The following is a 12,239-nucleotide window of genomic DNA, read 5'->3' as shown; positions in this document are numbered from 1 at the left end:
CAAATTTTTCACAAAAGTTCGGGATGGCAGACTAATAAACCGATTTCGTTTTAGCAAGCTTAGCACTAAACACATAAACTAAATGAAGAAAATACAACTATTCTTATTACAATTTCTGTTAATATCTATTACGCAGCACACCAATGCCCAACTCCCTGTCAAAACAGAATATACCGTTGAGATGGGAGGAACATCGGGTAAAGGAACCTACGCGCCGATGTGGCTTACTGCCAACAGGCAAGGTTTATCTTCTGCCAATACCGAAAATGGTTATTTACGGGCAGGGATTGCACATACAATGCCATTAAACCAACATTTCGGCTTCAGTGCAGGACTGGATTTGGCAACCGCCTACAATTTCACCTCCTCCTTCATCATCCAACAAGCCTATGCAGACCTCAGTTACCGATGGTTGAACCTGAGTATCGGCAGCAAAGAACGCTTGCCCGAATTAAAGAATTCCAAGTTAAGCAGTGGAGGTATGGTAGAATCAAATAATGCCCGCCCCATTCCCCAAATACGCCTGGAAGTTCCCGATTATGTAGCCATACCAGGTACCCATAAATGGCTTCATTTGAAAGGACACATAGCCTATGGACGTTTTACTGATGACAAATGGCAGGAACATTTCACCTCCATAGGCAACCCATATACCATTGATGTACTTTACCACAGTAAATCGCTTTTCGCCAAAGTAGGAAACAAAGAACATTTTCCGGTAGAATTTGAAGGAGGAATACAAATGTCCGCCCAATTTGGCGGAGACCAATATATTGCAGGACAAAAAGAGCCTGTAATAGATATGCCTACCCGGTTTGTTGACTTTATGCGTGTATTGGTTCCTATGGCCGGAGATGATACCACACCCGAAGGCGAACAAGTAAACATCTACGGAAACCATGTCGGTAGCTGGAATTTTGCCGCAACAGCTTATCTTAACCGATGGAAGGTAAAGATCTATTATGAACATTATTTCGACGACCACTCCCAAATGTTTTTCCAATACGGACGTTGGAAAGACGGACACATCGGACTGGAAATAACTTTTCCCAAAAACCGCTTCATTGATACTTTTGTATACGAAGGATTAGGAACAAAAGATCAAACCGGACCTATGCTGTATGATTCCTTTTGGGGGGAATTTGAAGAGCAAATCAGTGCTAAAGATAATTATTATAATCACTACCTCTATCAAGGATGGCAGCATTGGGGAATGGGAATAGGTAATCCTTTACTTCCCGGACCTATTTACAACAAGAACGGACAGATTACTTTTATCAGCAATCGTGTACTGGCACATCACATAGGATTCTGCGGTTCCCCCTGTCAGTCGCTAAGTTATCGTATGCTGCTCTCCTACTCCCGCCATTGGGGTACTTATGATAATCCTCTGAATGAGATCAAGAAACAATTCAACTCTTTGTTTGAAGTAACTTATGCTCCACAACAACTGAAAGGATGGAGTTTCACTGTATCCGGAGCTATGGATCGCGGCAACATACTTGGAAATAATTATGGTGGAATGCTGGTTATCCGCAAACAAGGAATTATCAAATCGGGCAATAAATAGAAGTTTTAACTGTCAACCCAATCAACATATGAAACAAATATTATTATTCATACTCTTTATGCTGGGAATCAGCAGTTGTGACAAAGCTCCCATCAACGGCAAATTAGATGGCAGATGGCAATTAATGACTATAGAATATACTAATGGGAAAATAGAAGAATGTAACCGCATTTATTATAGTATCCAGTTACATTTGGTGGAAATCAGTGCCAAAGGTGGAAATGGAGGCACTCATATCGGACGTTTCTCTTATAAAGGAGATGAGGTAACCATGAGTGAATTCCGCCACCGGGGAGATGAAGAAAAACTAACGACACTGAATGAATTGAAACCTTTCGGACTTAATCAAGCTATTAATCATCTTAAGGTGGAAAAAGCAACAGGCAAGAAACTAATTCTGAAATCTGATTATGCACGCCTCACATTCAGAAAGTTCTAAAAAAATATACCACAGGCTATACAAACTGTCTGCCGATAAAATATCGGCAAAACAATTTATACGCTATAGCAGTGGCAAACCACTATACCGGATTTCTAGAAATCAATTTATCAGCAGAAATAAAACTGGTGCCACCACTCATGGAGCCGGCTTTACAAATATTGAAGCCGGCTTCATGAAACAAGTTCTTTACCTTCCTGTAGTCTGTGGTGAAATAAATTTATCTTCTAGGCTTGATATCCAATTTTACCGGCTTCAACATGTTTTCCGGACTTAGGATTGTATCCAACTCTTCCTTATTTAAAATACCATGTTCCAAGACCAGTTCATAAACACTTCTACCTGTTTCCAACGCTTCTTTTGCAATCTTTGTAGAGTTTTTATAACCAATAATCGGATTCAATGCGGTTACTACACCAATACTGTTATGCACTTCAATCTTGCAACGTTCCGCATTAGCAGTAATACCTTCTACACAACGTGTACGCAAGGTTTCAAAACCATTGATCATTAAATCTACAGATTCAAAACAACACTGTGCCATCACCGGTTCCATAGCATTCAGTTCCATTTGGGCAGCTTCGCCAGCCATAGTCACACATAGTTCGTTACCCATTACCTTATAACAAATCTGATTCATCACTTCAGGAATCACCGGATTCACCTTACCTGGCATTATAGAAGATCCCGGTTGCATAGCCGGAAGGTTGAATTCTCCTAAGCCACAACGCGGTCCGCTAGCCAGCAAACGTAAATCATTACATATTTTATTTACCTTTACGGCTATCCTTTTTAAAGCTGAAGCATAACCTACCAAGCAGGAAGTATCTGAAGTAGCTCCTACCAAATCTGACGACAATTTGAAATCAAAACCTGTAATTTCACACAATGCTTTCACACATTTTTCCGCATATCCCGGTTCCGCACAAATGCCTGTACCAATAGCCGTAGCACCCATATTTACTGTCAGGAAGTCTGCCGCAGCTTCATTCAAATGACGAATTTCATCTCTCAATATACTGGCAAAACCATTGAATGTCTGACCTAAAGTCATAGGAACGGCATCTTCCAGCTGAGTACGCCCCATTTTGATGATATGCGCAAACTCTTCTCCTTTCTTATGGAATGCACCAATCAGCGATTCCAAATAAGGCAGAAAACGAAGATGAGAATAATACATGCCAATATGGATTGCAGTGGGATAAGCATCATTCGTTGATTGCGAGCAGTTCACATGGTCATTAGGAGAGCAATATTGATACTCGCCACGTTTGTATCCCATAATCTCCAAAGCACGGTTAGCAATGACTTCATTAGCATTCATATTGGTAGAAGTACCGGCACCTCCCTGAATCATGTCTACCGGGAATTGCTCATGATGCTCACCATTTAAGATTTCCTGACACGCCAACACTATGGCATCTTTTTGTTCTTTAGTCAATAAACCTAACTCATAGTTAGCCATTGCAGCTGCCATTTTCGTAATGGCAAGACCGTTGATAAACAACGGATATTCATTTAGATGAAATTTACTTATTGGGAAATTTTCTATGCCTCTTAGAGTCTGCACACCATACAATGCACTGGCCGGAATTTCGCGGGCACCAATTAAATCACTTTCTACTCGGGTTTCTTCTGTAAGTTTTGTTTCCATGATCAGGTTATTTATTAGTTTATCATTTCTTATTTTATACAGCAAAGGTATAAACTAACATTTTGATATCAAAATATAATCTGATATAATTTCAAAATATTATTTTATACTTATTTTTCGAGATAAAACGGATAACACACTTACATTATGAAAGTTCATTCAGTTAACAAAGTCTTATATCCTTTGAAGTTCATTCAAAAAACAGACATAAAAAAAGGCGTCCATTCAGAACGCCCTTATTCTATTTTTTAACTTCGGAACTCTTATTTAACCTTTATTCTATCAAAGCCTTCTCCAAATACACCAATGACAGCACTTTGTGATACAAATGCATTCGGATCTATATCTTTTATCAAACGGAATATAGTAGTAGACTCACGTTTTTTTGCCAGCACAAACATCATTTTCACACCCGCACCGGTATAACAACCTACTCCGTCAATGAACGTCACTCCTCGATGAAGGTCTTTATTTATGCGATGCCCTATTTCTTCATGCTTCTTAGAAATAATAAAGAATTGCACTGACTGACGGGCACTATTTACTACCTGATCCAAGACAAAGCTGGATATAAACAAGACAACATATCCATATACCACCTTCTCCCAATCATGCAATACAAAATAACTGGAAGAGATAATAACCAAATCACACATCAAAATAACCCGGCCCAAAGTAATATCACGATACTTATTGACAATAGCAGCTATAATATCCGTACCTCCTGTGCTACCATTGGCAGAAAAAGCGACACCAATACCACCTCCGCAGAAAAAGGCTCCCAAGACACAAGCCATGAAAGGTTGGTCATGTATTAAAGACTCTCCCCCGGTCAAATCCTGTATGATAGGCAGAATAGAACTCAGCACAAATACAGCATAGATGGTTTTCACACTAAACTTCCATCCCAAAATAACCAAAGAAAGTATCAACAATGCTCCGTTTATTCCCAAATAGGTGTACTGAACCGGCAAATCGGTAGCCCAATAAACAATAGAAGCAATACCTGGCACCGCACCCGAAGGAAGGTCATTAGGTAACAAAAAGACGGTCCATCCAATAGCATACATCAGCATACCAAGAGCAATCAACATATAATCCCTTAGTTCTCTGATAATCCGTTGCTTACGCGTCGTAATAAAGACTGAATCCATGTGAGTTTTCCTTTATAAAATCATATTGTCCGCAAAAGTACAAAAAGATTGAATCACTTGGCTTCAAAAGGTGACATTTTTTCAAGTAAAAAGTCCTGTTAGTCCGATTTATCAAAAACAACAGTGCCTTTCACCCTTTATTATTCTTTAGGATGTAAATACCAATCTTTATAATCCGCGCCAAAAGAATCTCTCCACTGTTTAAACTCGGGATAATAGGTAGTAATAGACACCTTCTCTGAAGGCCATCTAAATTCACTGTTACTGATATTTATAGCGAAAGGCATATTATCTTCTGCTATATAATACATTGGGATACCATTGGAGTCTTGACTCAAATCACTACCCGTACCACGTAAACTCTCATCAGCTACGCTTGTCGGCTTATAGCCTGACAAATGTACTTCATGAGAACGTTTATTCACAAAAATGAAAGAATTGTAAGGCGGATAAGCATCCATGTCGCTTACTTTATCATATTTTTTAAATCCGATCACTACAGTCACAGGCTTTTTGAGAACAGGCTTTATATCAGAAAAAAGTATTAATACAGGCTTTTCTATTCCCGGCTCAAAGTTTTTTCCGATCACATTACCTTCTTGACTCACCTGCACCAAATCTATATGCTCCTTCCCTACGTAATCCAACTGAAAACCAAACCCATTTGTATAAGTAGCACCATCATTCATCGGAGTAAAAGTAGTAGTGGTGCGCACCAATGCGTTAGAAGATTTATCTTTCACAACTGTACTGGAATAATATATCACAACATCATTCATATCGTAATCATTCTTATCAGGCCAATTGTCCTCATAAGCCAAAGACCCTTTGACTACATACGAAATTTCACCCTTATTTACTTCATCCGGTATATTAGGAGTAGGTTCTACAGAAGAAGAAGCAGACGCCATAATAGCAAACTGTACATCATTAAAACGCATGTCCACATTATCTTCCATAGCCATAAAGAAACAATTGTCCAGTTCCGGATCACTTAACAAAACTGAACGTTGCTCTTTATTATCGTTATATGCAGGATTAGAATAACGAGGAAAAACACCCTTTTCTTTTCCAAATCCCATTCCCAATAAAATCCATCCAATATGAGTGCCTTGGGGAAATTCATCTTCATACTTGCTTTGTTCCTTATTCCAATATTTTAGTTTTATTTGCTCACCGACTAAAGATTTAGGAGCATTCCTACTGGAACGTGGAATCAGGATGGTCTTTTTTATGGTAGCTATGTCCACAGACTCTCCTTCTTTATAAGTATAATAAGCAACCATATCCTCCCACGCAGTAGACGAGAAATCAAAATAAGTCGCGACCAAACCTGTAGATTTAGTTATTACCATATCATTACTCCCTGAAGTACGTAGTTCCGGAAACCTTTCCAACAAATTACGATTATCTACTACTATAGAACGGCTTAAATTACTGCATCTCTCTAAAAAAGCACCGGGTATATCCAACTTTTCAGGCAACAAATAATCAGGAACCCCATTTTCATTCCAATTACCCAATACATCATATCCGTCAGGATAACTCACTCCTCCCATTACCGCTCTAGAATGCCCGTTGGCAGACAGTTGTGCCTTATAATCAACATAATTAAAGGTTAGTCCGTCAGATAGAAATTCCAATTCAACAGGTGATACGACCAACACATTATCAGTTACCAGCCATACCTTTTTCAAATAAGCCGGCAAAGATACTTTTGAAAAAAATCTACCATTCATATCAGTCGAAGCGGCATAAATGGGATTTATATCTTTTAATTCCCAAGTATTTCCAACTAATTCCATAGGATATTCATCATACAGATAAAAAGCAGTCTGTACTTTCATGCCATAATCAATGATAAGTTGACTATTACGGACAGTAGTAAAATCAAAAAAATCGTCTTTATTGATTTTTTCCTCCTCTTCTTCCTCTCCCCCCGTATATATATCATGCATATTACGCAAGCAAGACACAAAGAAAACTGATAAGCAGATGATCCAAAATTTTGTTTTCATAAAGTAGTGCGTGATTATTTTCGACAAATATAGCCATAAATAACTAAAAAACAACTAAATAGTCAGAAAAAAAACTGTCCCCCGACTCACGTCGGAGAACAGCCACAACACAAACACAAAATAAAACACGACAAAACTACTATGCAATTTTTTAGCCTGCTCTATGTTTTGAGTAACATAACTACCGCCAATCAGGTATTCACATATCCAAGAGGGGTTTCAGGTTATTTGCATCTATAAAACGCCACACTAGCGTCCTTTGTTCATCGGTCTTTCTAAAAATATCTTAATTCTTATTGAATTCCTCTTTCTCTTAGTTTCAGCTGCCAGTTCCAAGCCGAACGTAGAGTGTCCTCCAAATTGGCTTCTGCCTTCCATCCCAACTCCTTATTAGCAAAATCAGGATTAGCCCATACCTTCTCAATATCTCCGGCACGACGCCCCACGATCTGATAATTAAGTTTCACACCGGTAGCTTTTTCAAACGTATTGATCAGTTCCAATACAGAAACGCCTTTACCCGTTCCAATATTAAAGACTTCCACCTTCTCCTTCTGCTTGTTATTCAAAATGCGATCCATTGCGATAACGTGAGCCTTCGCCAAATCCACTACATATATATAGTCACGGATGCAAGAACCGTCCGGTGTATCATAATCATCCCCGAACACACTCAGTTTTTCACGAATACCCATCGCTGTCTGAGTAACATAAGGTAGCAAATTTTGTGGAACCCCATTAGGTAATTCACCTATTAATGCAGTGGGATGTGCGCCAATAGGATTAAAGTAACGCAGCATAATAGCATTGATAGGCGATCCCGAAGCAACTGTATCACGAATAATTTCTTCATTGATCTGTTTTGTATTACCGTACGGAGACTCAGCCTTCTTAATCGGAGCCTCTTCCGTTACAGGAAGAACATCGGGCTGACCATACACCGTACATGATGATGAAAAAATAATACCTTCTACTCCATGTTTCGGCATTAACTCCAACAGGTTAATCAATGAAACCAAGTTATTGCGATAATACAACAACGGTTTTTGTACCGATTCACCCACAGCCTTGCTAGCCGCAAAATGAATAATACCTTTTATACCCGGATATTTAGTAAACAGCTTATCCATTCCCTCAAGATCCAAGCAATCCAACTTTTCAAATGCAGGACGGATTCCTGAAACCTTTTCTATATTATCTACCACATCGGCGCTTGAGTTGGACAAATTGTCCACAATCACTACGTCGTAACCGCTATTTTGCAGCTCTACTACCGTATGAGAACCGATGTAGCCGGTTCCTCCTGTTACTAAAATTCTTTCTTTCATAATACTTAATATTCTGTCGTTTTCTAATAGGTTCAAAACAACTTCGACGGGTAGATCCCTTTTCGTATCATATCATTGATACGAAGCAGGACTTGTATCTTGTCATCATGCGATACCAATCCCATCCATCTGGCAGGTGTCTCAATCACTTTCACCCTGACTCCGTCAGCAATACGCTCATTCATAAAAGCCGGAATAGAATAATGGGCTTTCATATCCATTCCATTCTCATCTATGAACTTATCGAACGCCTTCTTCATCTCACCGAATACCTGCGGAGTAAATCCCCACATATTCATTGAAACCAAGCTGTTGTCATCCAAAGCCACCCATTTATGTAATTCATTAGGATACATCGGATTTCCACTTATCCGTTCTACTCCTACACGGTCTGTAACGGACAACAGATATCCTTTTTCGTCCACTTCACAAATACCACGGGTAACCCCTCCGCTTTCCGCCAATACATTTCTCAGCCTGTAGCAAATATTGAAACTATGGTAGTCAGCTTCTCCCAACATCACCAGATTATTATATAACAATTCAAAACTTTCTCTTTGGTAAAAGTTCACGGCATTTATCACACCGAATGGAGAGTCAATCAACTCTTCTCCCATCAGAACAGCTCTTACCGAACCGTACAGTGCTTTGCGCTTCGGATTACGCTTTTCTTCAGGAATCGTTTCCACATCCTGATAAACATACTCCACTTCTACCACATGTTCGTATTTGCCTGATACCAGTTTCTTGAATTCTTGTTCAAAATGTCTGCTTATGACAAATACGATCTTATTAAATCCGACTCTTACGGCATCATATATGGAAAAATCTAATATTGTTTCGCCATTAGGACCTATTCCCTCCAGCTGTTTCAATCCACCATATTTATTCCCCATAGTGGCCGCGAGTACAATCAAGGTCATAGCCATTTAATCTCTCTATTAATTCTAATGCAAAAATAAGCATAAAAATTGAATTTACGGACAAGAACAATGGATTTCTTTCTAATAAAAAAGTCCGAAGCTGTGCTCCGGACTTCTGAATCGGTTTATTTTAACGATGAAGTGAATTTATTCTATTCCAAACAAAACACCCAAGCCTTTGTCTACACCTGAAAATCCCATGAATGCCATTGCCAGCAGACCGGCAGTAACCAATGCGATAGCCATTCCCTGCATTCCTTTAGGTATATTCACCAAACTTAATTGTTCACGGATACCTGCAAACAACACCATAGCCAAAGCAAAACCAAGAGCTGTAGAGAAGGCATAAACCACCCCCGTCAACAAATCAAAGTCTTTCTGGATTACCAAAATAGCCACACCCAGAATACAGCAGTTAGTAGTAATCAACGGAAGAAAGACTCCTAATGCCTGATAAAGGGCGGGAGATACCTTCTTCAAAATGATTTCCACCATCTGTACCAATGCTGCAATGACAAGGATAAATGCAATGGTCTGCAAATATTCCAACCCGAAAGCATCGAGCACGAATTTCTGGATAAGATAGGTAACAATGGTAGCGATGGTAAGCACGAATGCAACAGCCGCTCCCATACCCGTAGCTGTCTCAACTTTCTTGGATACACCGAGGAATGGACAAATACCCAAGAATTGTGACAACACAATGTTGTTCACAAATATAGCGGTGATAAATATCAATATATATTCCATTTTCTTACTTTTTACGGGTTATGCTTTCTTCAGTTTATTCACAATCGCAATGAGGTAACCCAATGCAATGAAGGCTCCCGGTGCGAGAACGAAAATCAACATTCCGTATTGCTCCGGCATAATAGCGATATCAAACAATTTACCTGTACCAAGGAACTCACGTACACCACCAAGGATGGTCAATGCAAGTGTAAATCCTAGTCCCATACCCAATCCGTCAAAGAATGAAGGAACAGGACCGTTCTTTGCGGCAAACGCTTCGGCGCGTCCCAGCAAGATACAGTTTACCACAATCAACGGAATAAACAATCCCAAAGTAGCATACAGCGCCGGCACATATGCCTGCATAATCATCTGCAACAAGGTTACAAATGATGCAATAACCACAATGAATGCAGGAATACGCACCATATCAGGAATCAGATTCTTGATAGATGAAATTACCACATTCGAACAAATCAACACAAACATGGTTGCCAGTCCCATACCCATACCATTGATGGCAGAAGAAGTGGTTCCCAATGTAGGACACATACCCAAAAGGAGTACAAACGTAGGATTCTCTTTGACAATCCCGTTCATCAATACTTTAAAATTATTCATAGTCTGCTCCTTCCTTATTTTTTGTTTTTACAATCTTGCTTTAGGCATTCTGCTTTTTTACAGTCCGCCTTGTCGCAGTTAGCAGGATCACATTTACCACCACAAGCAGCTTTGCAGGCAGCAGAGTCACAGGCTTGTCCGCAACAATCCTGAGTTCCCTCACATTGTGCCTTAGCTGCTTTGGGGGCATCGGCAGCAGTTTCAGACACCTGCTGTGTCGCACCGCTGGAACCATCCACATTTTGGCCACTATATGCCGCATAAGCATTATTCACAGCTTTCAGAAAAGCACGTGTCGTGATAGTAGAAGCAGTGATTGCATCTATCTGACCGCCATCTTTATTTACAACCAATGCTTTCTGTCCCGGATTCATACCAGTAATATCGCCTTTGCCGCCTTTCTTAAACCAATCGGCTGCCTTTGATCCCAGTCCCGGAGTTTCTGCATGACTCAACAAAGAATAGTCTATAATATTGCCCTCTTTATCGAAACCTACCAATACATTCAACGCACCACCAAAACCATTTGCAGAAGACTCTACGGCTGCACCAATAAATTCTCCTCCTTTGGTTGCTTTATATATCTTATAAGTAACGCCTTCCAATTCTATGGTTTCAGGAGCTTCGGCAGGATTATTGTCAAATCCCGGAACTACGATAGCAATGGCATCACTCAAAGCCTTGGCATTAGCCTGTGCAATGGGTTCCTTTGTCAACTCATTCACATAACCCAGCAATGCTCCGGCTACCACGGTTACGCCTGTCAGCACGATAACCATGTTTTTCAAAGATGATTCTAGTTTTTTCATTTCTTCACGACCTCCCCGAATCTTTTAGGTTTACAATAAGTATTGATTAACGGAGTGAATGCGTTCATAATGAATATAGCGAAAGACATACCTTCGGGATATGCACCGAACAAACGGATAACCACCGTCAGGAAGCCGATAGCCACACCGTAAATAATCATACCTTTATGAGTCATAGGCGAAGTAACATAGTCGGTTGCCATGAAAATAGCTCCCAACATCAAACCACCTGTAAACAAGTGAGCCAACGGAGATGCGTAAGCAACCGGATCAACCAAATGCATCAGCCCGGCAAATACAAATACTGTCACCAGAATAGATACAGGAATATGCCAGGAAATAATCTTTTTCCATAGCATATATCCCAGACCAAGCAATAAAGCCAATGCACTCACCTCACCTAGTGAACCCGGGTTATTACCCAGAAACAGACTTAATGTATCGGGCAACTGACCTAAAGCATTTGCATCACCCTTTACAGCCATTTTCATCAATGCCAGCGGAGTAGCACCGGTTTCAGCATCGGTATAACTTCCCCATTGTTGAACCAACGGCCATGAAGTCATCTGCACAGGAAAAGAAATCAGCAGGAAGATACGACCTACCAGCGCGGGATTGAAAGGATTACAACCCAATCCGCCGAAAGTCATCTTGCCCACACCGATTGCCACCAACGCACCGATGATAATAATCCAAAGCGGCAAGTTGGAAGGCAGATTGAATGCCAGCAACACACCGGTTATAATAGCCGAACCATCACAGATGGTAGAGCGTTCTCTCTTCAAAATAAACTTGGTAATCGCCCATTCGAAGAATACACAGGCGGCAACCGAGGTCAAGGTCACCACCACGGCGCCCAGTCCGAACATATAAAATGACACCAGCAACGCAGGTATCAACGCAATGAGTACACCATACATATTCTTCTGTATGCTGTCACCGCTATGAACGTGAGGCGATAATGATACTATTAATTTATTAGCCATACTAT

General features: G+C 40.2%; 11 protein-coding genes. 2 read left to right on the top strand and 9 right to left on the bottom strand.

Annotated elements, in window-relative coordinates; all coding sequences use genetic code 11:
• Positions 1-82: 82 nt before the first annotated feature.
• The gene (locus RE317_RS09020; protein WP_117873460.1) at positions 83-1,570 is read left to right on the top strand and encodes a capsule assembly Wzi family protein; all 1,488 of its coding nucleotides are present in this window, start codon (positions 83-85) and stop codon (positions 1,568-1,570) included.
• A gap of 58 nt (positions 1,571-1,628) precedes the next feature.
• A complete protein-coding gene (locus tag RE317_RS09015; protein ID WP_005851610.1) occupies positions 1,629-2,009 on the top strand; it encodes a lipocalin-like domain-containing protein in 381 nt (126 codons plus the stop codon).
• A gap of 220 nt (positions 2,010-2,229) precedes the next feature.
• Here the strand turns inward: RE317_RS09015 and RE317_RS09010 are convergent, their stop codons facing one another.
• From RE317_RS09010 to RE317_RS08970, 9 genes are all read right to left on the bottom strand, one after another.
• The gene (locus RE317_RS09010; RefSeq protein ID WP_008671235.1) at positions 2,230-3,663 is read right to left on the bottom strand and encodes an aspartate ammonia-lyase; all 1,434 of its coding nucleotides are present in this window, start codon (positions 3,661-3,663) and stop codon (positions 2,230-2,232) included.
• 263 nt (positions 3,664-3,926) lie between these two features.
• Positions 3,927-4,817, bottom strand: a complete 891-nt coding sequence (locus tag RE317_RS09005) for a YitT family protein (protein WP_117873458.1) — start codon at positions 4,815-4,817, stop codon at positions 3,927-3,929.
• Positions 4,818-4,957: 140 nt separating this feature from the next.
• Positions 4,958-6,835: an LruC domain-containing protein gene (locus RE317_RS09000; protein ID WP_117889598.1), complete on the bottom strand. Its 1,878-nt coding sequence runs from the start codon at positions 6,833-6,835 to the stop codon at positions 4,958-4,960.
• Positions 6,836-7,128: 293 nt separating this feature from the next.
• Positions 7,129-8,163 carry a UDP-glucose 4-epimerase GalE gene (gene galE / locus RE317_RS08995; RefSeq protein WP_005841511.1) on the bottom strand — a complete coding sequence of 345 codons (1,035 nt, stop codon included), beginning with the start codon at positions 8,161-8,163 and terminating at the stop codon, positions 7,129-7,131.
• A 32-nt stretch (positions 8,164-8,195) separates the two neighbouring features.
• Positions 8,196-9,092 (bottom strand): hypothetical protein, encoded by an 897-nt coding sequence (locus tag RE317_RS08990; protein ID WP_005841508.1) that lies wholly within the window; start codon positions 9,090-9,092, stop codon positions 8,196-8,198.
• 141 nt (positions 9,093-9,233) lie between these two features.
• Positions 9,234-9,836, bottom strand: coding sequence for an electron transport complex subunit RsxA (gene rsxA / locus RE317_RS08985; protein WP_005841506.1), 603 nt, complete (start codon positions 9,834-9,836; stop codon positions 9,234-9,236).
• Positions 9,837-9,854: 18 nt separating this feature from the next.
• Complete coding sequence (locus RE317_RS08980; RefSeq protein WP_005841504.1) at positions 9,855-10,439, bottom strand: RnfABCDGE type electron transport complex subunit E; 585 nt, start codon at positions 10,437-10,439, stop codon at positions 9,855-9,857.
• A gap of 14 nt (positions 10,440-10,453) precedes the next feature.
• Complete coding sequence (locus RE317_RS08975; RefSeq protein ID WP_117873456.1) at positions 10,454-11,248, bottom strand: RnfABCDGE type electron transport complex subunit G; 795 nt, start codon at positions 11,246-11,248, stop codon at positions 10,454-10,456.
• Positions 11,245-12,234, bottom strand: a complete 990-nt coding sequence (locus tag RE317_RS08970) for an RnfABCDGE type electron transport complex subunit D (RefSeq protein ID WP_005841499.1) — start codon at positions 12,232-12,234, stop codon at positions 11,245-11,247. Before RE317_RS08970 ends, RE317_RS08975 begins: the two co-directional genes overlap by 4 nt.
• Between the last annotated feature and the right edge of the window lie 5 nt (positions 12,235-12,239).

The sequence above is a fragment of the Phocaeicola sp. GP0067 genome (genome assembly GCF_031119655.1).
Lineage (GTDB): Bacteria > Bacteroidota > Bacteroidia > Bacteroidales > Bacteroidaceae > Phocaeicola > Phocaeicola vulgatus.
This window is presented reverse-complemented; position numbering and strand designations above follow the sequence as displayed.

Bases quoted from the DNA above. Each gene is read 5' to 3' on its own strand.
- RE317_RS08990 (WP_005841508.1), bottom strand. From the start codon at position 9,092: ATGGCTATGACCTTGATTGTACTCGCGGCCACTATGGGGAATAAATAT.
- rsxA (WP_005841506.1), bottom strand. From the start codon at position 9,836: ATGGAATATATATTGATATTTATCACCGCTATATTTGTGAACAACATT.
- RE317_RS09005 (WP_117873458.1), bottom strand. From the start codon at position 4,817: ATGGATTCAGTCTTTATTACGACGCGTAAGCAACGGATTATCAGAGAA.
- RE317_RS08970 (WP_005841499.1), bottom strand. From the start codon at position 12,234: ATGGCTAATAAATTAATAGTATCATTATCGCCTCACGTTCATAGCGGT.
- galE (WP_005841511.1), bottom strand. From the start codon at position 8,163: ATGAAAGAAAGAATTTTAGTAACAGGAGGAACCGGCTACATCGGTTCT.
- RE317_RS08980 (WP_005841504.1), bottom strand. From the start codon at position 10,439: ATGAATAATTTTAAAGTATTGATGAACGGGATTGTCAAAGAGAATCCT.
- RE317_RS08975 (WP_117873456.1), bottom strand. From the start codon at position 11,248: ATGAAAAAACTAGAATCATCTTTGAAAAACATGGTTATCGTGCTGACA.
- RE317_RS09000 (WP_117889598.1), bottom strand. From the start codon at position 6,835: ATGAAAACAAAATTTTGGATCATCTGCTTATCAGTTTTCTTTGTGTCT.
- RE317_RS09015 (WP_005851610.1), top strand. From the start codon at position 1,629: ATGCTGGGAATCAGCAGTTGTGACAAAGCTCCCATCAACGGCAAATTA.
- RE317_RS09010 (WP_008671235.1), bottom strand. From the start codon at position 3,663: ATGGAAACAAAACTTACAGAAGAAACCCGAGTAGAAAGTGATTTAATT.
- RE317_RS09020 (WP_117873460.1), top strand. From the start codon at position 83: ATGAAGAAAATACAACTATTCTTATTACAATTTCTGTTAATATCTATT.